General features: G+C 68.5%; 18 protein-coding genes. 15 read left to right on the plus strand and 3 right to left on the minus strand.

The genetic code is table 11. The features are described 5' to 3' along the window. Positions 1 to 525: 525 nt before the first annotated feature. The 9 genes from pqqB (at position 526) to H4281_RS44750 (ending at position 10,576) form a co-directional block, all read left to right on the plus strand. A complete protein-coding gene (gene pqqB / locus H4281_RS44710) occupies positions 526 to 1,428 on the plus strand; it encodes a pyrroloquinoline quinone biosynthesis protein PqqB (protein WP_182896902.1) in 903 nt (300 codons plus the stop codon). Beyond that, the gene (gene pqqC / locus H4281_RS44715) at positions 1,425 to 2,120 is read left to right on the plus strand and encodes a pyrroloquinoline-quinone synthase PqqC (protein WP_182896903.1); all 696 of its coding nucleotides are present in this window, start codon (positions 1,425 to 1,427) and stop codon (positions 2,118 to 2,120) included. The genes pqqB and pqqC overlap by 4 nt, the downstream gene beginning before the upstream one ends. Next, positions 2,120 to 2,395 (plus strand): pyrroloquinoline quinone biosynthesis peptide chaperone PqqD, encoded by a 276-nt coding sequence (gene pqqD / locus H4281_RS44720; RefSeq protein WP_182896904.1) that lies wholly within the window; start codon positions 2,120 to 2,122, stop codon positions 2,393 to 2,395. Before pqqC ends, pqqD begins: the two co-directional genes overlap by 1 nt. After that, entirely contained in the window at positions 2,392 to 3,492 is a 1,101-nt protein-coding gene (gene pqqE / locus H4281_RS44725; RefSeq protein WP_182896905.1) for a pyrroloquinoline quinone biosynthesis protein PqqE, read from the plus strand. Before pqqD ends, pqqE begins: the two co-directional genes overlap by 4 nt. 3 nt (positions 3,493 to 3,495) lie before the next feature. Further along, on the plus strand, positions 3,496 to 5,988 hold the full coding sequence (gene pepN / locus H4281_RS44730) for an aminopeptidase N (RefSeq protein WP_182896906.1): 2,493 nt from the start codon (positions 3,496 to 3,498) through the stop codon (positions 5,986 to 5,988). Positions 5,989 to 6,520: 532 nt separating this feature from the next. Beyond that, positions 6,521 to 7,516 carry a LysR family transcriptional regulator gene (locus tag H4281_RS44735; RefSeq protein ID WP_237596774.1) on the plus strand — a complete coding sequence of 332 codons (996 nt, stop codon included), beginning with the start codon at positions 6,521 to 6,523 and terminating at the stop codon, positions 7,514 to 7,516. Beyond that, entirely contained in the window at positions 7,503 to 8,480 is a 978-nt protein-coding gene (locus H4281_RS44740; RefSeq protein WP_182896907.1) for a class I fructose-bisphosphate aldolase, read from the plus strand. The genes H4281_RS44735 and H4281_RS44740 overlap by 14 nt, the downstream gene beginning before the upstream one ends. A 97-nt stretch (positions 8,481 to 8,577) precedes the next feature. Next, the gene (locus H4281_RS44745) at positions 8,578 to 9,558 is read left to right on the plus strand and encodes a fructose-bisphosphatase class II (protein ID WP_246412841.1); all 981 of its coding nucleotides are present in this window, start codon (positions 8,578 to 8,580) and stop codon (positions 9,556 to 9,558) included. Next, complete coding sequence (locus H4281_RS44750; protein WP_312872298.1) at positions 9,551 to 10,576, plus strand: HAD-IIA family hydrolase; 1,026 nt, start codon at positions 9,551 to 9,553, stop codon at positions 10,574 to 10,576. Before H4281_RS44745 ends, H4281_RS44750 begins: the two co-directional genes overlap by 8 nt. A 56-nt stretch (positions 10,577 to 10,632) precedes the next feature. On the opposite strand, the gene H4281_RS44755 is transcribed toward H4281_RS44750, so the two are convergent. Beyond that, on the minus strand, positions 10,633 to 11,103 hold the full coding sequence (locus H4281_RS44755) for a ribose-5-phosphate isomerase (RefSeq protein ID WP_182896910.1): 471 nt from the start codon (positions 11,101 to 11,103) through the stop codon (positions 10,633 to 10,635). 294 nt (positions 11,104 to 11,397) lie between these two features. Between H4281_RS44755 and H4281_RS46900 the strand changes: the two genes are divergently transcribed. The 5 genes from H4281_RS46900 (at position 11,398) to H4281_RS44775 (ending at position 16,760) form a co-directional block, all read left to right on the plus strand. Further along, positions 11,398 to 11,469 carry a pyrroloquinoline quinone precursor peptide PqqA gene (locus H4281_RS46900; protein WP_500676319.1) on the plus strand — a complete coding sequence of 24 codons (72 nt, stop codon included), beginning with the start codon at positions 11,398 to 11,400 and terminating at the stop codon, positions 11,467 to 11,469. A gap of 110 nt (positions 11,470 to 11,579) precedes the next feature. Further along, positions 11,580 to 12,134 carry a manganese efflux pump MntP gene (locus tag H4281_RS44760; protein WP_182896911.1) on the plus strand — a complete coding sequence of 185 codons (555 nt, stop codon included), beginning with the start codon at positions 11,580 to 11,582 and terminating at the stop codon, positions 12,132 to 12,134. Between the two features lie 19 nt (positions 12,135 to 12,153). Beyond that, the gene (gene katG / locus H4281_RS44765; RefSeq protein WP_182896912.1) at positions 12,154 to 14,361 is read left to right on the plus strand and encodes a catalase/peroxidase HPI; all 2,208 of its coding nucleotides are present in this window, start codon (positions 12,154 to 12,156) and stop codon (positions 14,359 to 14,361) included. Between the two features lie 247 nt (positions 14,362 to 14,608). Next, the gene (locus H4281_RS44770; protein ID WP_037820734.1) at positions 14,609 to 15,064 is read left to right on the plus strand and encodes an MSMEG_3727 family PQQ-associated protein; all 456 of its coding nucleotides are present in this window, start codon (positions 14,609 to 14,611) and stop codon (positions 15,062 to 15,064) included. 16 nt (positions 15,065 to 15,080) lie between these two features. Then, positions 15,081 to 16,760 (plus strand): PQQ-dependent dehydrogenase, methanol/ethanol family, encoded by a 1,680-nt coding sequence (locus tag H4281_RS44775; RefSeq protein ID WP_182896913.1) that lies wholly within the window; start codon positions 15,081 to 15,083, stop codon positions 16,758 to 16,760. A gap of 356 nt (positions 16,761 to 17,116) precedes the next feature. Here the strand turns inward: H4281_RS44775 and H4281_RS44780 are convergent, their stop codons facing one another. Continuing rightward, on the minus strand, positions 17,117 to 18,511 hold the full coding sequence (locus H4281_RS44780) for a DNA-binding protein (protein WP_182896914.1): 1,395 nt from the start codon (positions 18,509 to 18,511) through the stop codon (positions 17,117 to 17,119). A 483-nt stretch (positions 18,512 to 18,994) separates the two neighbouring features. Between H4281_RS44780 and H4281_RS44785 the strand changes: the two genes are divergently transcribed. After that, positions 18,995 to 20,446, plus strand: a complete 1,452-nt coding sequence (locus H4281_RS44785; RefSeq protein WP_182896915.1) for a DNA-binding protein — start codon at positions 18,995 to 18,997, stop codon at positions 20,444 to 20,446. A 58-nt stretch (positions 20,447 to 20,504) separates the two neighbouring features. On the opposite strand, the gene rpe is transcribed toward H4281_RS44785, so the two are convergent. Then, a complete protein-coding gene (gene rpe / locus H4281_RS44790; protein ID WP_182896916.1) occupies positions 20,505 to 21,176 on the minus strand; it encodes a ribulose-phosphate 3-epimerase in 672 nt (223 codons plus the stop codon). Positions 21,177 to 21,315 lie beyond the last annotated feature (139 nt).

Consider the following 21,315-nt stretch of genomic DNA (forward strand, 5'->3'; position numbering starts at 1 on the left):
CACGGTAGAAAGGGAAAACGCGACAGGTCACCCACCATCACCCCGCCGCCTGCGCCCGGCAATGCTTCGCCGCATGAGGAAAAACAATCCCCCGATAGGCACAATCAATAACCGCCGGCCGCCGGGGCGCGGCGGTCCGGGCCTTCGCGACCCGGCAGACCTCGGCCGGCTGGTGCGGGAAGCATCGACGATCTGCTGGTCACGGCCGCTTCCCGGCTCTCGTCGGCACTAGTGCGCACGGCTTCCCGCTCGTCTCGGCGCGGCCGCCGTTCGTCCGTGATTCGGCTCCGGTCGTGCGCGAGCGGTTGCCAGGCCCCGATGCGAGCGAAGAAGCTTTCCGGAGAATAGCCGAGTTCAGGGCGACGATACCGGATAATCGCGCCGGCTGAGCCCTCGGCGGGCAACGGCGCCTGTTTGTCCTGCCGTTGCCGCCGGTCGACAGTGCGGGAGGACGTTATGAGGCGCGAAATGCCGGAATCCATGGTGGCCGAAGTTCTTTCCGCGCCTCGTGGTCGGCGTTGACGGATGTTGATTCATTGCCTCGGGGCCGCCGCGGGCGGCGGCTATCCGCAGTGGAATTGCGCTTGCGCCGGGTGCGTCAAGGCCCGCGCTAAGCCGGAGCACGCGACGGCGCACGCCGGGATCGCGGTTTCCGGCGATGGCGAGCGGTGGTTCCTGTTCAACGCGACTCCCGACGTTCTCCACCAGATCGCGGCGGATCCCGTGCTGCATCCCGGTCCGGGCATCCGGGAGACGCCGGTCGCCGGGGTCGTGCTGACCGACGCGGAATTCGACCACACCATCGGCCTGCTGATGCTGCGCGAGGAATCGTCGCTGACGGTGCACGGGACCTTTCCCGTGCTGGAGGCGCTGAACCTCTGGTTCCCGGTGCGGGAGCTGCTGAGCGACTACGCCGACATCTCCTGGTCCGAGGTCCGGGCGGGCGAGCCGGTCGATCTGGACGACCGGGTGCGGGCGACCGCGTTCCTGACCGGTTCCAAGGCTCCCCGCTACGTGGGGAATTCCCAGCTCCGCGAACAGCCGGCGGAATGGGAGGTCGGCTATCGCCTGGAAGACAAGCTGACCGGCGGGATCGCGGTCTACGCGCCGACGGTGCCGCGATGGGACGAGAAGTTCGAGCAGCAGGTGGCATCGGCCGACTGCGTCTTCGTGGACGGGACGTTCTGGACGGACGACGAAATGTCCGCGACCGGCGCGGGAAACCGGACCGGCCGGTCGATGGGGCACCTGCCGGTCAGCGGGGACGGCGGATCGGCTCGCGCGCTCGCCGCGCTGCCCGCGAAGCGAAAGATCTACACGCACATCAACAACACGAATCCGATTCTCGACGAAGAGTCCCCAGAACGGCGCTGGGTGACGGACTTGGGCATCGAAATCGGCCGAGCCGGCTTGGAGGTGGAAGTATGAGCGTCAGGTCTGCCGAGGAGTTCGAAGCGTACCTGCGGTCCATCGGAGAGAAGCGGTACCACCATCTGCACCCGTTCAACGAGCGGATGCACGCTGGAGAGCTGTCCGAGGCGGAATTTCGCGGATGGGTGCGGAACCGCTTCTACTATCAGATGAATCTCCCGAAAAAGGACGCGTTCATCCTGACCAAGCTCCCGGGCCGGGACGACCGGCGCAGGTGGATCACGCGGATCACCGACCACGATGGCCGCACCGGCGGCGAAGGCGGCCTCGAAAAGTGGGTCCGCTTGGGGAAAGCAGTCGGCTTGAGCCGCGAGGAACTGTACGACGTGGACACCGTTCTGCCCGGCGTGCGGTTCGCGGTCGACGCGTACGTTGACTTCTGCCGTCAGAAGCCGTGGCTGGAGGCGGTCGCGTCGGCGTTGACGGAACTGTTCGCGCCGGACCTGCTCAGCAGGCGGATCACCGATGTCCAGCGCCATTACCCGTGGATCGCGGCGGAGGGCCTGGAGTACTTCCGGGCCCGGCTCACTCAGCAGCCCAAGGACATCGCGCACCTGCTCGAATTGGTGGTCGAGAACGCGAAGACCGAACAGCAGCAGGAAGCGTGCGCCCGTGCGCTGGAGTTCAAGTGCGACGTGCTCTGGAGCCTGCTGGACGCCGTGGAACTCGCCTACCGCAAGAGTTCGTGATGAACGAGTCCGAATTGGCCGCCGTGCCGAAGCTGGCGACGAAAGCGATGCTCAAGCACGACAACGTCCGGGACGTCGAATTGCTCCTGTTGCCCGAACGCGTGGTGCTGCTGAACAAGTCCGGGGCGGCGATACTGGGACTGTGCGACGGCAGCCGGACCGTGCGGCAGGTGGTCGACCAGCTCGAACGCGATTTCCAGGCCGCCGATCTCGCGAACGACGTGATGAAATTCCTGCACGACGCGCGAGGCCGGGGCTGGGTGGTGGTCGCATGACCGGCTTGCCGCAGCCCTACGGCCTGCTCGCCGAGGTCACGCATCAGTGCCCGCTGCATTGCGTCTACTGCTCGAACCCGCTGAACCTGCTCGACCGGCAGGAGGAACTGGCCACCGAGGACTGGTTGCGGGTGATCCGCGAGGCCGCCGGGCTCGGTGTCGTGCAGGTGCACTTTTCCGGCGGCGAACCGCTGGTGCGCGGCGATCTGGAGACCCTGGTCGCCGAATGCCGCGGTCTCGGGCTGTACACGAACCTGATCACCAGCGGCCTCGGGCTGACGGAGGGCCGGGCGGAAGCTCTGGTCGCGGCCGGGCTCAACAGCGCCCAGTTGAGCATTCAGGGCGACGCCGCCGAATCGACGAACCTGGTCGCGGCCAGCAAGCGGTTCGACAAGAAGGAGGCCGCCGCGCGCATCATCCGCGATGCCGGCCTGCCGTTGAACATGAACGTGGTGCTGCACCGGCTGAACCTCGACCGGCTCGACGCGATCATCGACGTCTGCGCGGAATGGGGAGCCGAGCGGCTGGAACTGGCCAACAGCCAGTACTACGGCTGGGCGCTGCGCAACCGCGAGCGGCTGATGCCGAGCAAGGCCCAGCTGGACGACGCGGTCGCCGTGTACGAGCGACGGAAGGCCGAACTGGGGGAGCGGATGGAACTCCTCTGGATTCTCCCGGACTACTACGAGCCCTACCCGAAGCCGTGCATGGGCGGATGGGCGCAGAACGCGCTGACCGTCGCACCGGACGGCACCGTGTACCCGTGTCCGGTGGCCGCCGAGATCACCACGATGGCCTTCTCCTCGGTCCGCGACCACGACCTGGAGTGGATCTGGACGAAATCCGAGGCGTTCCAGGCCTTCCGGGGAACGGCGTGGATGCCGGATCCATGCCAGAGCTGTCCGCGCAAGGAGATCGACTTCGGCGGCTGCCGCTGCCAGGCGTTCGCGTTGACCGGCGACGCGGCGCGCACCGATCCGGTGTGCCAGCACTCGCCGGACCATCACCTGGTCCAGGACGCTCTGGTCCGGGCCAATCACAGCAACGGCGAAGCGGCGGACCTGGTTTACCGGCGTCCGGCCGCGCGGAGGCACTGACGGATGTCGCTGGCAGGCACGAAACTCACGGAAGAAGAGGCGTCGGCGCGGTCCGCGGCGGTCTCGCACGTCCGGTACGAGGTGGAACTCGACCTGACGACAGGCGAGGACGAGTTCACGACGACCACCGTCGTGCGCTTCCGCGCGGAGCCTGGCGAGCTCTTTCTCGACTTTGCGGGAACAGCCGCGTCGGTGGAGTGCAATGACCGTGAACTGGGGCCGGCAGCACAGGCCGGCGCCCGCATCCGGCTGATCGCGAGGCCGGGGGAGAACACGGTGCGCGTGGCCGGGACCGCTCCGTATTCGCGCACCGGCGAGGGCTTGCACCGTTTCCGCGACCCGCTCGACGGGCAGGCCTACCTGCACACCAAGTTCGAGCCTTTCGCGGCGCACACCGTCTTCGCCTGTTTCGACCAGCCGGATCTGAAAGCGGCGGTCGGCGTGACCGTGACCGCGGAGGATCACTGGACGGTGGTCGCCAACACCGACCCGGAAAAGCTGGTGCCGCTGGAGGGCGACCGCACCAGCTGGCGTTTCGGGCCCACCCCGCCGCTGCCGACCTACCTGGTGGCCTTCGCCGCCGGCCCGTTCCGCCGCGTCCAAGCCCTGCACGACGGACTGCCGCTGGGCCTCTACGCGCGGAACTCCCTTTACTGCGCATTGACCCGCCAGGCTCCCGAGCTCTTCGACGTGGTCCGTCGCGGGCTCGACTTCTACCGCCGGTTGTTCGACCTGCCGTATCCGTTCGCCAAATACGACCACGTTTTCGCCCCCGAGTACGCGTTCGGCGGCATGGAGCACCCGGGCTGTGTCACGCTCAACGAGCGGTTTCTGTTCCGGCACCGGGTCACCGAGGACACGCGGCGAAGGCGAGCCGAACTCCTGACGCACGAGATGGCGCACATGTGGTTCGGCGATTACGTGACCATGCGCTGGTGGGACGATCTGTGGCTGAACGAGGCGTTCGCGACCATGATGTCGGTCGTCGCGCAGCCTGAAGCGACGCGGTACGGCGAAGGCTGGACCGGCTTCGCGCATCACAACCTGCCCCTCGCCCGGCACGCCGACCAGTTGCCGACGAGCCACGCGATCCGGGTCGCGACGCCCGACACCGACGCGGCGCGCTCGAACTTCGGCCCGATCGTGTACCGGAAAGGCGCCGCAGTCCTGCGTGAGCTGGCGGAGCGGCTGGGCTGGGACTCGTTCGTCGCGGGGGTCCGGACCTATCTGCGGACGCACGCGTGGGGCAACGCCGATCTCGGCGACTTCGCGGCCGCGCTGCAGCGGGCTTCAGACGAAGATGTCGGCCGGTGGGTCGAGGAATGGCTGCTGAGCAGCGGCGTCAATACCGTCGAAATGGTCCGGGACCGGCTTGTCCAGCACGCGGACGTTCCGCCGCGGAGGCTGAACCTCCGGGTCGCCGCGTTCGACGACCGCGAGGGCGAGATGGTGCTGCGCCGGCGCGCGCACGTTTCGCTTGATTCGGGCGAGTGCGAGCTGGCCGGCTTCGGCGACGCGGATCTGGTGGTGCCCAACGACGACGCGGTGAGCCACGTCAAGATCCGGCTGGACGCCCGGTCCCGGCAGAAGGCGCTGGCGAGTTTGTCCGCAGTGGACGATCAGCGGGTGCGGGCAGTCGTCTGGGGAGCGTTGTGGGATGAGGTGCTCGACGCGCGCTTGCCGGCGCGGAGCTACGCCGCTGCCGTTCTCGCGCACGGGCCAGGGGAGAGCGATGCCGGGGTGCTGGAAGCGCTGCTGGATCGCGCAGTGCGGGCTGTCCGCGTTTACGGGGATCCGTCCCGCCGTACGGAGATGCTGGCGACGCTGGCGCACCAGGTGCGAACACTGCTGGCCGCCGAAGCTGCGGGCAGCGATCGCCAACTGGTCTTCGCCCGCGCCCTGGTCGGCGTCGTCCCGGACGGGGAACACCGTCTGCTGAGCGAAATCGCGTACGGGCGATCCCCGTGGGCGGGCCTGGAAGTGGATCGGGATCTGCGCTGGCGTGCGGTGTTCCGCCTCGCGTCGACGGGACACGACCTCGACGGCTGCCTGGATGTCGCGGTGGAGGCGGATCCCGGTGACAGCGGCCGCCGGAACGCCTTGACCGCGGAGGCCGCCCGGCCCGCAGCGGCAGCCAAGGACACGGGCTGGGAGCGGCTGTTCAACGGCGAATTTTCGCTCGCCGAGCGGAAAGCCGTCATGGCGGGCCTGCCGCAACCCGGGCAAGAGGAACTGCTCACACCGTATGCGGACCGCTACTTGAGGACGTTGGAAAGCATGCCGGGCACCGTCGAACCGGAATTCGCGGTGGCCTTCGCCCGCGCGCTCTATCCTCATTTCACCACTGCGGAGCAGAGTGTGCTGGCGGGCACCGGGCGCTTGCTGGAAAGCACGCTGTTGCCGCGGAACGTGGTGAAGGTTCTCCGCGAGGAGCGCACCGAACTGCTGATCATGCGTGCGGCGCGAGCGTGCGACGCGGCGCATCGAACGAGGTGAATGGAAGGCGCAAGGCTTCAGTCGCGTGGGCAGACTGAAGCCTTGCGCCGGCTGAAGTGGCTGTCAGCCTCGGTAGAAGTAACCAGTGGCTTCAGCGCAAACCTCGACGACCGTGTACTTCGGCGTTTCCCACTTCACGTTATTTCCTCCTGTTGAAGGATTCCGGGCGAGTGCTTCGCCGGGAAGCATCTGCGACGCGGTGCAAGTGCGGCCACCGGTCTGGGTCGGACGGGCGGGAAATAGTGACAGACGGCGGTTTTTTGGTGCTGAGCGGGATGAAACCCTTACCTGCCAAGGTGTTTCGCTGCTCAACGGCCATAGGGGCAGGCCGGAAACCCCGCAGGTGACGTACTGTGCACCGTTCGTCTTCGCAGCGGCTACGTTCGTGTCCCTCGGATTGACCAGGCTCACCGGCCAGTGCAGGCTCAGTGCACACCGCGGGTCCCGTGACCGCGGGTCGCGCAGTCCGCGCACCGTCAGTGTTGCTTCCTCAGGCACAGTACGACGTATTCCGGAGCGAGAGGGGGAAATCGTGGTTCTTCCCTCAAAAATGCCTCAGCTCGCCGACCTCGATCTGCTGCTGTCCGTCGAACGCTACGGCAGCGTGGGGAAGGCGGCGCAGGCGCACAGCCTTTCCCAGCCCGCGGCCAGCATCCGGATCAGTGCCATGGAACGAAGGCTCGGCCTGCGGCTGCTCGAACGTTCCCCGACCGGGTCGAAGCTGACCGAGGAAGGGGAAATGCTCGCGAAGTACGCCCGCAACGTGATGCACGCGGCGCGGGAGCTACTGGAGTTCGGCTCCGGTTCGTCCAGCGCGAGCCGGTTGCGGGTCGCGGGCAGCCCGGGCGTGTCCGAGCACCTGATCCCGGAATGGCTGAACCGGTCCGGGCTCTCGTTCGGCGAGGTGCGGGTGGAGGTGCGGACCGGCCGCGTCGACGAGCTGCGGCAGCTGATCCGGGCGGACCAGGCCGACGTCGCGTTCATCGACGGCTGGTGCCAGGCCGGAAGCCAGCTGCCGAAACAGTTCCGGGAAGGCCTGGTCACCCGGTACATCTGCGACGACAAGCTGGCGGTGGTCGTCGGGGCGGTGCATCCGTGGGCGAAGCGGCCCGGTCCGGTGACGGTGGAGGAGCTCGCCTCGGCCCAGCTGGTGGTGCGCGAGCGGGGATCCGGGCTCCGGGAGTTCACCGACGAACTGCTGGGTTCCGCGCGTGCTTCGCGAAGCTACGTCGAACTGCCCTCCAGCGCGGCGGTCAAGCAGGTGGTCGCCGCGGGCAGGCGGGTGACCGTGCTGAACATCTCCACCGTCCGCTCCGAAATCGCGGACGGCAGGCTGCGGCTGGTCCCGGTCGAACAGGAGATGCCGGCGAAGCCGATTTACGCGGCGTGGAGCGAACGCCGGGGATTGCCCGGACACGCGAAGGAGCTGGTCGAGATCGCGGCGGCGAAGGGCAGTCCCATGCCAGGCCCGCAGCCTGGCCCGAAAGTCACTAGCACAGGAGGAGTAACTACCGATGTCCACTCTTAACAAGATCGCTCGCATCATGGTCTCCGACCGGCGCGGAATCCTCGCCGCGGACGAGAGCATCGGGACGATGTCCTCCCGGCTCGAAGGGGTGGGCGTCGAAGCGACCGAGGAGAACCGGCGCGTGTACCGGGAGCTGATCGTCACGACCCCGAAGCTCCCGGAATCGGTCAGCGGCATCATCCTCGCCGACGAGACGTTTCACCAGAAGCTGTCGAACGGCCAGACGTTCCCGCAGTTTCTCGCCGACCGCGGCATCCTCGCCGGGATCAAGGTCGACACCGGGGCGAAGCCGCTGGCGGGCGCACCGGGCGAGAACGTGACCGAAGGGCTCGACGGCCTGCGCGATCGAGTGAAGAACTACGCGGCGCTCGGGGCGACCTTCGCCAAGTGGCGCGCGACGATCACGATCGGCGACGGCCTGCCGTCGGACCGTGCGGTGCGGGCCAACGTGCACGCGCTGGCACGGTATGCCGGTCTGTGCCAGGAAGGCGGCATCGTGCCGATCGTCGAGCCCGAGGTGCTGATGGACGGTTCCCACTCGCTGGCGAAGTGCAAGCAGGTGACGACGTCCGTCCTGCGCTCGCTGTTCGACGAGCTCAGCCTGATGCAGGTGCAGCTCGACGGCATCGTCCTCAAACCCAACATGGTGGTCGCCGGCAAGGACTGCCCGGAGCAGCCGTCGGTCGAAGAGGTCGCGAAGGCCACTGTGGACGCTCTGCGGGAGACGGTGCCGTCGTTCGTACCGGGCATCGCTTTCCTGTCCGGCGGGCAAAGCCCGGAAAAGGCGACTGAGCACCTCGCGGCGATGCAGACGCTCGGCCCGCTTCCGTGGGAGCTGACCTACTCGTTCGGACGGGCGCTGGTCGGGCCGGCGCTGGAGACCTGGCGAGGCGACGAGAGCAAGCGGGAAGCCGCTCAGAAGGCGCTGTCGGACCGGGCGGTGGCGAACGCCGCGGCTCGCTGACCGCCAGACCAGAAGACCCGGCCGGTGCGAGCCGCGGCTCGCACCGGCCGGGCCGGGTCGAGGAAATTTGCCCGTTCGCGCACAGGGATGGATGTCTATGAAGAGTCAGGAATGGGGCCTCGCCGCCGCGGAGACTGCCCGCCGCCCGGACGACGCCCTTGCCCTCGAACTCGTGCGCGGCACCGAGGCCGCCGCGCTCGCGGCCGGACGATGGGCCGGGCACAGCGACGACAGCGCCAGGCTGGCCGCCATAGACGCGATGCACACGTCGCTGCGCTCGGTGGCGATGGACGGCGTCGTGGTGCTCGGGGTGGGCACGCAAGACGATTCACCCGCCCTGTTCCACGGCGCGGAGGTGGGCGCCGGCGACGGCCCGGTATGCGATATCGCGATCAGCATCGGCGATGGCGCCCTGTCGGAGGCCAGGGATGTGCCCCGCGCGCTGACCGCGGTGGCGGTCAGCGCGCGCGGCGCGATGGCCGACCTGGCTCCGCAGCACAGCATGGAGAAGCTGGCGGTCGGCCCCGGCCTCGCGGACGTCGTCGACATCACCCGCCCGGTGGCGGAGAACTTGCGGAGGATTGCCGTGGCAAAAGGGGTGCGGGTGTCGGACGTCGTCGTCGCGACGCTCAATCGACGCCGGCACGTGGAACTCGCCCGAGAAATCCAGGACGCTGGTGCGCGGGTCCACTTGGTGGAGGGCGGCGAGATCGCGGGCGCCGTCGCCGCGGCGCGGCCTGAGCATCCGATCGACGTGTTCCTGTGCACCGGGAACGCCGTGGAAGGAGTCGTCGCTGCCGCCGCGTTGTCCTGCCTCGGCGGATCGATGCAGGCGCGGCTGGTGCCCGAAGGTCCCGCGCAGCAGCCGGCCGCGGTTACTCGCACCGAGGACCTGGTGGGCAAGGAGAGCGTGGTCTTCTGTGCCTCCGGGGTGACCACCAGCGAACTGCTGCGCGGCGTCCGGAACGACGGCGAGGGCTGCACGACCACGCGGTCCCTCGTGCTGTGCTCGGATCCGGACACGGTGCGGACGATCCAGTCCGAACACCGGTATGTCAGGGAGCGCGGCCGTGGGTGAGGCCGGACCTCTGCTCGCGCGCTACCGCGGGCTGATCTGTGACCTCGACGGCGTGGTGTACCGCGGGGCTTCCGCTGTCCCGCACGCGGTCGAGACCCTGAACGAGGCGGCCGAACGCGGACTGTCGGTCGTCTTCGCGACGAACAATGCGTCCCGTCCGCCCGGGGACGTCGCTGATCACCTGCGTGAGCTGGGCCTCGCCGGGACCGGCTGGTCGGTGGTCACCAGTTCTCAGGCGGCCGCGGCGTATCTGGCCGAGCGGCTGGCTCCTCGCGCGCTAGTGTGCGCGGTCGGCGGCCCTGGCGTTGCCCATGCGCTGGCCGAAGCCGGGTTGACGCCGGTCCGCGTCGCGGACTTGGCGGGCGCGCCAGTCGAGGCGGTCGTGCAGGGACTCGGCCACGACATCACGTGGCGCGAGCTCGCGGCTGTCGGCTACCTGGCGGAAGCCGGAGCTGCCTGGGTCGCCACGAACATCGACCGCACGCTCCCCACGCCGTACGGGAAGGCACCGGGCAACGGCGCGCTGGTCGCCTTGGTGCAGACCGCGACCAGCGCCTCCCCGCACGTGGTCGGAAAGCCGAAGGCGGCCTTGTTCGACTTGGCTCGCGCTCGGCTGGGCACTGCTCCGCCGGACACCTTGGTGTGCGGAGACTTGCTGGGCACCGACATCGAGGGGGCGAACGCCGCCGGCCTTGACTCGCTTTTCGTGCTGAGCGGTTCCTCCCGGCTCCGCGATCTGGCTTTCGCACCGCGGCGTTCCCGTCCGACGTATGTCGCTGCTGATGTGAGTGGGCTGCTCGTCCCCGCGCTGCCGCTGGACAGCGCCTCGGCAGAGCGTCTCGACGGCCTCGGGCCGGACGGCGTCCCCGACCTGCCCAGCGGCGGCGACAGCGGCCGTTTGCTCCAGGCCGTCATCGCCGGTGCGTGGGCGGCTCGCGCCGACGGACGGCCGATCTCCGACGACGCGCGGTTGTGGGAGCGGATCGAACAGCAGCTTGGCGTCGCCGGTCCGCAGTGACGCGTGCGCGGCCGCCGAGAGGGAGCGCGCCCGCGTTCTGCTTGCTGGCGGAGCGGTCATTTTCCGGGCAGGGCGGGCGGTTCGCCGGTGCGTTCGTACTCCGCCAGCAGGTCGATCCGGCGCTGGTGCCGTCCGCCCTCGAATTCGGCGGTGAGAAACGCGTCGACGATGCGCTCGGCCTCCTCGACGGTGTGCATCCGCGCGCCGATGCCAGCCAGCAGTGCGTTGTTGTGCCGGCGTGCCAGCCGTGCGGTGTCCTCGTTCCAGGCCAGTGCCGCGCGTGCGCCAGGCACTTTGTTGGCCGCGATCTGTTCCCCGTTGCCCGAACCGCCGATGACGATGCCGAGGCTGCCTTCGTCGGCGACGACGCGCCGCGCCGTCTCGACGCAGAACGGCGGGTAGTCGTCGGCGGCGTCGTAGACGGCGGGGCCGACGTCGGTCACTTCGTAGCCGAGACCGGAAAGCCGTTCCGCGAAATGGTTCTTGAGTTCGAGCCCGGCGTGATCAGAGCCAAGATAGATTCGCACGGCGGCGAGTCTAGTGTCGTGCTCGGCGGATTGGCGGGAAACCTTTGCCGGACAGTCATTGGAATGCCTTATAGGCCGGTGCGAGGGTGTCGCTGCCGTCGCCGGGGCGTGCGCGGCCGCTCCCGCTCGTCGACGGCGGCGCACCGTTCGGCACCGGTTGCCGACCGCTGGTGCACCGCCGGTTGCTGCCGCCGTGTTAAGGCGAAGAAGCTGGATCGTGACCGGGAGATTTCGTGACGGTGTCCTCGAGATCGAGCGGTTTTCGGGAGCAGCCAGCAGAAGGAGAACGACATCATGTGGGAAACCCCGGAGTACACGGTCATCGAGGTGTGTGCTGAGGCCACCGGCTACTTCTACCGGCGCTGACAGCGGCCGCACCGGCCGTGTTCCGCGAATAGGCATGGGCGCGAGGTTCCGGACGCGGGACCTCGCGCCCATCTCCGAGCGCGCTCGATCCCCCTGGAGAGGCGGTCCCCGTGAATCTCGAGTTTCTTCCGCTGGTGGCGCTCGCGTTCGGCCTCAGCCTGGACAACTTCCGCTCGTCGATCGCGATCGGAACCATTCCGTTCGGCTGGCGCCGAGCGGTGCAAGTAGCCCTGGTTTTCGGCCTCTGGGACGCGCTGGGCCCGCTGCTGGGCGGGGTCGCCGGCCGCTACCTCGGCGAATTCGTCGGCGACTGGGGCGAGTACGTCGGCGTGGCCGCGCTCGGGTTGTACGGCCTGTATTTCCTCGTCTCGGCGATCCGCAACCCGGAGACGGAAGCGGACGACCTGGACCACCCGTGGGTGACGCTCTTCGGGCTGCCGTTCTCGCTCACCGTCGACAACTTCCTCGCCGGGGCCGGCCTGGGGATCGCCGGATTCTCTTTGGTGATCCCGATGTTCACCTTCGGCGCGATGACGGTGGTGCTGTCGCTCGCCGGGCTGTTCGTCGGCCGGATGGCCGCCAAGGTCATCCGGATCCGGGCGGATCTGCTCAGCGGCATCTCGCTCGTCGGCGCGGCGATCCTGTTGCCGCTGGCCTTCGACTGAGCGACGGGGGAGGACCGCGATGCCCGACAATCCCGATACTCACGTCTACCGCACCTATGACAGGGTCCTGGCCGGTTCCGGCCGGTCCGGCAGGCGGAATCCTCCGGTGGCGGGCGGGAAACCCGACGACTGGTGGCCGCACCGGCTCGACCTCAAGGCGCTGCACCGGAACGGTCCCGCGAGCGACCCGATGGGCGCGGATTTCGACTACGCGCGGCACTTCGCGACGCTCGATCTCGACGAACTCGCGCGGGACGTCGACGAGGTGCTGACGACCTCGCAGGAGTGGTGGCCCGCCGATTTCGGCCATTACGGGCCGCTGGTGCTGCGGATGGCCTGGCACGCCGCGGGAACCTATCGCGTCAGCGACGGCCGGGGCGGGGCCGGTGCCGGAATGCAGCGCTTCGCTCCGTTGAACAGCTGGCCGGACAACCGGAATCTGGACAAGGCACGCCGGCTCCTGTGGCCGGTGAAACGCAAACACGGCCGCAAGATCTCCTGGGCGGATCTGATGGTTTTCGCGGGCAACCGGGCGCTGGAGTCCATGGGCTTCAGGACATTCGGGTTCGCAGGCGGCCGCGCGGATGTGTGGGAGCCCGACGAGACGTACTGGGGCCCGGAACGCACGTGGCTGGCCGACGAACGCCACCACGGCCTGCACGAGCTCGAAGAGCCGTTGGCAGCCGAGGAAATGGGGCTGGTCTACGTCGATCCGCAGGGCCCGGCCACCAATCCCGACCCCGTGCTGGCCGGTCGCGACATCCGCGAGACTTTCAAGCGGATGGGGCTCAACGACGAGGAAACCGTGGCGCTCATCGGCGGCGGGCACACCTTCGGCAAGACGCACGGCCCGGCGGACCCGAACGCGACCGGCGGCCCCGAGCCCGAGGGCGCGCCGCTGGCCGCGCAGGGGCTCGGCTGGCTGGGCGGCAAGGGCGCGGACGCGGTGACCAGCGGGCTGGAGGGCATGTGGACGCGCACCCCGGTCACCTGGGACCACACCTTTTTCGAGACCCTTTTCCAGTACCGATGGGACGTCGAGCTCAGCCCGGCGGGCCTGTGGCAGTGGATCCCCAGCGACGGACAGGGCGAGGGCACCGTTCCGGATCCGTTCGACCCGGACGTGAAACACCATCCGGTCATGCTCACCACCGACCTCGCGCTGCAGGAGGACCGGATCTACGCGCCGATCGCGCGGCGGTTCCTCGAGAACCCGGAGGAGTTCGAGGACGCGTTCGCGCGGGCCTGGTTCAAGCTGACGCACATCGACCTGGGACCGATCGAGCGCTACCTGGGCCCGCTCGTCCCGGCGGAACGGATGATCTGGCAGGACCCGGTGCCGGAGGCGGACCACGAACTCGTGGACTCCGGCGACATCGGCGCGCTCAAAAAGGAAATCCTCGACTCCGGCCTTTCCGTCGCGCAGCTCGTTTCGACGGCATGGGCGTCCGCGTCGACCTATCGGGACAGCGACAAACGCGGCGGGGCGAACGGCGCGCGGATCCGGCTGGAACCGCAGTGCGGCTGGGTGGTGAACGAACCTGAGCGGCTGGGCGTCGTCCTGCCGGTGCTGGAAGAGATCCAGCGGCGATTCACCGCGTCCGCGCAAGGCGGCAAACACGTCTCCCTGGCCGACCTGATCGTGCTCGGCGGATGCGCCGCGGTGGAACAAGCCGCCGCGGCGGGAGGCTGTCCGGTCGAGGTCCCGTTCCGGCCAGGGCGCACCGACGCGACCCAGGAATGGACCGACGTCGAGTCCTTCGGCGCGTTGGAGCCGGCAGCGGACGGCTTTCGCAATTACCTGGGCAGCGGATACCGCGTGGCCCCGGAGCATCTGCTGATCGACCGGGCGGGCCTGCTGACGCTGACCGCGCCGGAGACGGCCGTGCTGGTCGGCGGATTGCGGGTCCTCGGAGCCAACCACGGAGGGTCTCCAGCCGGGGTTTTCACTGCGGCACCGGGTTTTCTGACCAACGACTTCTTCGTCAACCTCCTGGACGCGGGAACCGAGTGGGTGCCGCGCGGCGACGGCTACGAAGGCCGGGACCGGGCCACCGGAGAGGCGAGGTGGACGGCGAGCCGGGTCGACCTCGTCTTCGGCGCGAACGCCGAGCTGAGAGCGATCGCCGAGGTCTACGCCGGCGACGACGCGCGCGAGAAGTTCGTCCGGGATTTCGCCGCTGCCTGGGCGAAAGTCATGGAACTTGGCCGGTTCGACTCGCGCTGACGCTCCGCCTGATGCGTCCATTGTGGAACGTTTCGGTGTGGTCCCGCGCACACGAGCGGTACCAGTCAGCGGGGGAACGGCGCCGATCCGTCCTTCGGTGGCAACGGATATCGGAATTGCTTTCCCCGGCGTAGGGTCGGATTTCGTTACCGGCTCGGGAATTTCCCCGGTCGACCCGGTAATCGATGCGGGTGCTTCGGGAAAACTGTCAGAAGGTTCACGTGTGCTGACGAGGAGGTGACGTCCGATGACCATTGCCGAAGAGCGAGAAGACCTCTTGGCGGAACTCAGCGGACAGAACAAGGCGACCATCGGTGCCGTGCTCGGCACGGGCTCGGTCGGCAAGGCGACCGAGCGTGCCGACGGCACGATGGAAGCGACCATCCGGATTCCGGAGGACGCGATGCAGTGGGAGCCGGGGATCCTGATCCTGCCGCACGGCGGCGTCCTCGAGCTGACCATCATCAACGACGACAAGAACACGCACGCCTGCCTGCTCCCGAGCAACGGCGACCGGCAGTTCATCGGCCTGCTGAACCACTCCAAGGGCAGCGCGCGGCTCGAACTGGACGGCCCCGGCTGCTACTGGTACGGCTCGCCGGCCGGCAACGACGAGGGCAGGGGCCTGACCGGAGCCATCGTCGTCACCGGCGAGGTGCCGCCGGAAGCCAAACTCGACCGACCCGCCCAGCCGCGGCCGTGAACAGGGAGGAACAGCCATGACCATCGAATACGTCGACGCCGGCCGGGCGTTCAATCACAACAAGCTTTCCAACATGCCGCACAGCGCTCCGGACGTGACGAGCGGCATCAACTACGACCGCATCCTTCAGGCGCGCAGCGAATCCCAGAACTGGATCACCTATTACGGCGCTTACGACGGCCAGCGGCACAGTCTGTTGGACCAGATCAACGCCGACAACGTCAAGAACCTGAAGGTCGCCTGGATCCACCAGGCGAGCGCGACCGGCGTGATCGCTTCCACCTCGACCTACGCGTTCGAGGCGTGCCCGATCGTCGTCGACGGCGTCATGTTCGTGACCGGCTGGGACGGCTGGCTCTGGGCGCTCGACGCGCGGACCGGCGAGCAGCTGTGGCGCTACAAGCACGCGATCCCGGTCGACGTGACGCTGTGCTGCGCGAACGTCAACCGCGGCTGCGCGGTCGCCAACGGCAAGGTCTACATGGTGACCCAGAACGCCCAGCTGGTGGCTCTCGACGCGACCAACGGCGAGAAGGTCTGGCAGAAGACCATCGGCGACGTGCGCGCGGGCGAGAGCGCTTCGATCGCCCCGCTGGTCATCAAGGACACTCTGATCACCGGTTCCGCCGGCGGCGAGTACGGGGTCCGCGGCCACATCGACTGCTGGGACCTCGAGACCGGCGAACAGCGCTGGCGCACCTACACCGTCCCGAAGCCGGGCGAGCCCGGCTCGGAGACCTGGCCCGCCGACGGCGAGGCATGGCAGCGCGGCGGCGCGAACCACTGGGTCACCGGCACGTTCGACCCTGAGCTGAACCTCTACTACGCGGGCACCGGCAACCCGGCTCCCGACTTCGACGGCGAGGTCCGCGAGGGCGACAACCTCTACACCGACAGCGTGGTCGCGCTGGACGTCGACACCGGCGAGATCAAGTGGCACTACCAGTTCACCCCGCACGACTTGTGGGACTACGACTCCACGATGGAGATGACCCTCTTCGAGCGGGACGGCAAGAAGCTGCTGGCCCACTTCGACAAGAACGGGTACATGTTCGTCCTCGACCGCACCAACGGCGAACTGCAGCACGTCACCCCGTTCGTCGACCGGATCGACTGGGGCGTCATCACCCGCGACGGCAAGGTGACGCCGCGGAAGTACCCGGACAAGGAAGGCGAGCCCTGCCACTTCTTCCCCGGCCCGGCCGGCGCGAAGGAATGGACGCACGCGTCGTACAACCCGAACCATGACCTGTTCTACGTGCCGGTCGCCGACGTGGGTGCCACTGCCACGCGGCGCCGTCGCGAGTTCAAGGAAGGCATGCCCTACTGGGGCGCCGCCGTCGAGGTCGACATCGACAACATGGCCGGTTCGGTCAGCGCGTTCGACTCGCACGGCGAGGAGAAGTGGCGCTACCGGATGGATCTGCCGATGGCCGCGTCGACGCTCAGCACCGAAGGCAACGTGGTGTTCGCCGGCACGCCCGCCGGCGAGTTCATGGCGCTGCACGCCGAGACGGGCGAGAAGCTCTGGAGCTTCCAGTGCGGCAGCGGGCACCACAGCAGTCCGAGCACCTATTTCCTCGACGGAAAGCAGTACATCACGGTGCCGGTCGGCTGGGGCGGCTGGCTCGAAGGAATTGTGCCCGGCATGTCCGGCCAGGGGCACGGCGCCGCGGTGATCACTTTCTCGCTGTGACCGGAGAATCGGTTTCGGCGGGAGACTTCAGGAAAATTTCCGGGAGTTTACGTTAGCGCCCGCCCGGTGCTCGAATCGCCCCGACGATTCGAGTGCCGGGCGGGCTTTTTTACAATAAGCATCGAACGGAAAGGCGGGCTGGAATGAGCCAGTCGTCGACGGCGAAGCCGGAACCCGGAGTCGAACTGCTGTCCTGCTGGAATTGCGGGGAGGATTACCGGCGGGAGGACCGTGCGCGCCATACCGAACCGGTGCGGTGCGGGCCGTGCATCGTGTGCGCCGGAAAGCCGGCGTGCTGCAGTTGCCGCCTCATGTATTGCGTGTGCGAGGTGCACCGGTACCGCGGCTGAAGCGCATCAGATCGCCAGCGCCCGCCGCACCGCCGGGGTGTTCCGCCGGGAAACCGGCACCATGGTCTGTTCCTGGTCGTCCATGACCAGGAACAGTTCGCCCTTGAACCGGCGTTCGACCTCGCGGATGCGGCTCAGGTTCACCACGTACTGGCGGTGCACTCGCAGGAAGCCCGCGTCGCCCAGTTCGGTTTCGAGCTTGTCGAGGCCGGGAGAGGCGGAGCGCAGCCGTCCCTGGTCGGTCGACAGCCACACGTCATTGCCGTCCGACTGGGCGAACGAGACTTCCGGAAGCCGCAGCAGCACCATGCGGTTTTCGCGGGTCGCGACCATCCGGTGCGGCTGCGCCCGCTGCGGGCCGTCCTCGCCGGACCGGGGCAGGGGAACCCCTTCCGACGTCCCGAAGGTGACCAGGTTGCCCAGCAGGTGCCCGGACAGGAACACCGGCCGGAAGCTGATCGGCATGGGTTCGGCGGCGAGCCTGGTGAAGATCTGCGTCGAGCCGAGCCAGTCGTGATTGCGCGTCGCCTGTTTCGCGGCATAGACGGAAGCCTGGATGAATTCCGGCAGTTCCGGTTTCCACCGTACGGCGGGATCGGGGGCAGGCGTCGAACCGGGAATGCCGAGAAGCACGCTCGCGGTGTCGTCGGCGAGCACCACTCGCCCCGAGGGGTCGACTGCCGCGAGCGCCGCGCTCGAGCGCGCCCTGGCTTCGTTGAAGGCGGCCATCAATTGAGCACCGTCGTCTTGGGCTCGGCGGCGCAGGATGCGCTGGGTCATGGTGGCGGCGTTGCTGAGCCAAGCGCCGGCCGCGCCGGGAAGATCGCCGCGCCAGCACGAGATGTTGAGCACCGCGACCGATTCCCTGGTCACTACGTCCCGGATCGCGACGCCGGCGCAGTTCCAGTCGTGGAACGCCTGGCACCAGTGTTCCGCGCCGCGGATCACCACCGGCGCGTAGGACATCAGCGCGGTGCCCATGCCGTTCGTTCCGGTGGCCCCTTCGGACCAGCAGAACCACGGCGCCAGGTTGGCCTCGGCGGCGACGGTGCGGGTGGCCGGGTCGCCCCATTGGGCCAGGACCCGTCCACTCGCGTCGGTGATGGTCACGATGCCGCCGCCGGCGTTGACCTCGTGCGCGAGCGCGGCGGCGCGGAAGCCGAGTTCCGCGATGACGACGTCGCGCTCCAGCGCCTGGTCGACTTCGGCGACGGCCACCGGGGCTTCGGTGAGCAGCGGATCGACCCGGAACTGGTCCCGGCACCGGTGCCAGGAGATCGCGACCTCGGGCCGCACGCCGCGGAGGTCGTCCTCGCCGCGGGCGAAACGTTCCCAGGCCTGGTACACCGTTGCTTCGCCACGGTTGCGTGCTGCCGCGTCGAGCCGGCGTACGTCCGCCATGTGAGACCGCCTTTGGTCCGGTGCCGTTCCGAACGGGTGCGGCCCGGGTCGTCCGGGCGCTCACGGAAGCTAAGCTCCGCCTCGGCGCGGCGGCAAGCCGAGCGGGATGACTGCGGGCGAATGCCGGATGAACGGCGGCGGAACGAGGACGACCGGCGGTCGTCCGCGCACCAGCGGCGGACCGGCCCGGACCGGGCCCGCCTGCCCTACCCTTCGGAGGGCGCGGCGTGCGGCTTGACCTGGGCGGCGTCGCGCGGAACGATTTTCCGCCGATCGGCCACGAGCCGGGAACATCGTCCCATATGACGGGAAATCCGGATCGCCCGCCTGCGGCGGGACGACGATCTTGTTTGTCTACAACTTCGTGGCTGGACGACGCGGACATGTCTTGTAATGCCGCGCTACGCCGAGTTACGTTGGTTACCGCTGTCACAGCCCGGCGGTCCCAGGGACCCCGGTGCTCGAGGCGACGAGGAGGTCGCGATGACCGTGAGCGTGCCGCCGTTGGCGATTGCACCGAGTGAGTCCGGCAGACGCGGCAACCTGGCGGGCGGCTCGCTGGAAACCTCGTTGTCGGCGAGAGAAGTGGCTCAGGCCTGGGAGAGCTTCGCCGCGGGCGAGGACATCGAAACCGGCGTTCGCCCGGAGATCCTGGCGTCGTGGTACCGGTGCCGGGACCGCTACGAGGTGGACCGGACGCTGGACGTCGCGCCGGGAGCACGGGGCGACGACGTCCAGCGGCTCGACAACGGCGTCATCTTCACGACGCTCGGCGGCCTCGGCGCGCTGGCCGGCCGTGAAGTGGAGCAGGACGGCGCCGTGGTCACGGTCGCGGACGGAGACGGGCGCGTCCTCGGCGCGTGGGGCGACCCCAGCGCGCGGCGGCGGGCCGAACTGCACAACCTCGCCCCCTGGTCGTCATGGTCGGAGCAGTGCACCGGCACGAACGGGATGGGCACTTCGCTGGAGGTGTCCGGTCCGGTGACCGTGACCGGGCCGGAGCATTGGTGCGAAGCGTTCCACCGATGGTCCTGCGCGGGCATTTCGATCCGCGACGTCGTGACCGGTTCGCCGGTCGCGTCGATCAACATTTCGCGGTGGAACGCGGCGCTGTCCGAACTGGTGCCCGCGTGGCTGACGAAGGCCGCCGCGTGCGTCGAGCAGGAGATCTACCGGCGGGCCATCTACGAAGCCGACAAAGTGATCTCCGAGTTCAACCGCAAATGCGATCAGGTCGCCGATCCGTTCCTGGCGATGGACCGCGGCGGCAACGTGATCGCGGCGAACGACGAGGCGGTGTCGCTTCTCGGGCTGACTCCGGAAAGCGGTATTTCACCGGGCGCGACCGAACCGGCGAAACGCTGGACCCCGGACATTTCCGGGCTTCCCGAAGTAGTGCGGTGGGCCAAGGAACGCGCGCAGGGACCGGCTCGCTGGAGCGGCTACGCGTGCCTGCCCGTGAGCCCGGGAGAGGACGCCACCCCGGTGACCCTGCGGCCGGTCCTGGACTCGGACCACGTGGTGGGGATGCTGTGCCTGTTCGGGGTGCGAGAAGGGGAACCGTACGAGGAGCGCGCGGAAGCCGCGGTCGGCCCGCTGCCCCGCCGGATCGTCGGGATCCGCAACGAGCGGCTGGTGCTGCTCGCCCCGTCGGAGATCCGCTACGCCGAGGCCGACCGGAACATCGTGTGGCTGAACACGGAACGAGGAAGGATCCAGGCCGCGACGCGGGGACTGGACAACATCGAGCGATCGTTGCTGTCGTGCGGGTTCAGCCGGGTGCACCGGCGGTTCCTGGTGAACCTGCGCCGGGTGGCCGAGCTGGAACGGGGCATCAAAGGCGAACTGTTCCTGATCATGGACCCGCGCTCGCACGAGTCGGTTCCCGTTTCGCGGCGCCAGGCTCCGGAACTGCGGCGGATGCTGGGCATCTGAGTTTCGCGGCGACGAGGCGAGGCGCGTCAGACGGTCCGTGAGACGGGCGGGGCGCGGGTCAGCGCATGCTGGCTCGGGCTCGCCTGCGCAGCCCTTCCACGGCGCGGGCCGGATCGTCGGCCGCGTAGATCGCCGAGCCTGCTACGAAGCAGTCGACACCGGCCTCCGCCGCTTGTTCGATCGTGTCGCCGTTGATGCCGCCGTCGATCTCCACCACCAGGTTCAGGTGCCCGGTGTCGACTAGCCGCCTCGCGGTGCGCACCTTGTCCAGGACTTCGGCGATGAACTTCTGCCCGCCGAACCCGGGTTCCACCGACATCACCAGCAGGGTGTCGTAGTGCTTGAGCACGTCTAGATACGGCTCCAGCGGGGTGCCCGGCTTGATCGCGAGCCCTGCTTTCGCTCCTGCCGCGCGCACGTTCTTCGCGAGCATGACCGGATCGTGCGCAGCTTCGACGTGCACCGTGACGTTGCAGGAGCCCGCTTCCGCGTACCCGACCGCCCACCGGTCCGGGTTTTCGATCATCAGGTGGCAGTCCACCGGGATGTCCGTCGTCGCCAGCAGCGACTGCACGACCGGCAGGCCCAACGTCAGATTCGGCACGAAATGCGCGTCCATGACGTCGACGTGCAGCCAATCCGCACGTCCGTGCACGGCGGCCGCTTCGTCGGCGAGCCGGGCGAAATCGGCGGAGAGGATGGACGGCGCGATCAATGGTTTATTCGACACGAGACAAATCGTAATTTCGGTTCGCGGCAGGCGGGCATTGCTTGTGCGTATCGGGGGATTGCGTTTGCGCATGTGGCGCGGTGTTGCCGGAAATGGACCGGCGAAGCGATGGTGGAACGGAGTTCATCGGCAATGGCAA

The sequence above is a fragment of the Amycolatopsis dendrobii genome, from assembly GCF_014145675.1.
Taxonomy (GTDB): Bacteria; Actinomycetota; Actinomycetes; order Mycobacteriales; family Pseudonocardiaceae; genus Amycolatopsis; species Amycolatopsis dendrobii.

Coding starts and splice junctions, on each gene's coding strand:
- pqqE (WP_182896905.1), top strand. CDS start 2,392: ATGACCGGCTTGCCGCAGCCCTACGGCCTGCTCGCCGAGGTCACGCAT.
- pqqD (WP_182896904.1), top strand. CDS start 2,120: ATGAACGAGTCCGAATTGGCCGCCGTGCCGAAGCTGGCGACGAAAGCG.
- pqqC (WP_182896903.1), top strand. CDS start 1,425: ATGAGCGTCAGGTCTGCCGAGGAGTTCGAAGCGTACCTGCGGTCCATC.
- katG (WP_182896912.1), top strand. CDS start 12,154: ATGCCCGACAATCCCGATACTCACGTCTACCGCACCTATGACAGGGTC.
- H4281_RS44775 (WP_182896913.1), top strand. CDS start 15,081: ATGACCATCGAATACGTCGACGCCGGCCGGGCGTTCAATCACAACAAG.
- pepN (WP_182896906.1), top strand. CDS start 3,496: ATGTCGCTGGCAGGCACGAAACTCACGGAAGAAGAGGCGTCGGCGCGG.
- H4281_RS44780 (WP_182896914.1), bottom strand. CDS start 18,511: ATGGCGGACGTACGCCGGCTCGACGCGGCAGCACGCAACCGTGGCGAA.
- pqqB (WP_182896902.1), top strand. CDS start 526: ATGTTGATTCATTGCCTCGGGGCCGCCGCGGGCGGCGGCTATCCGCAG.
- H4281_RS44770 (WP_037820734.1), top strand. CDS start 14,609: ATGACCATTGCCGAAGAGCGAGAAGACCTCTTGGCGGAACTCAGCGGA.
- H4281_RS44740 (WP_182896907.1), top strand. CDS start 7,503: ATGTCCACTCTTAACAAGATCGCTCGCATCATGGTCTCCGACCGGCGC.
- H4281_RS44745 (WP_246412841.1), top strand. CDS start 8,578: ATGAAGAGTCAGGAATGGGGCCTCGCCGCCGCGGAGACTGCCCGCCGC.
- H4281_RS44785 (WP_182896915.1), top strand. CDS start 18,995: ATGACCGTGAGCGTGCCGCCGTTGGCGATTGCACCGAGTGAGTCCGGC.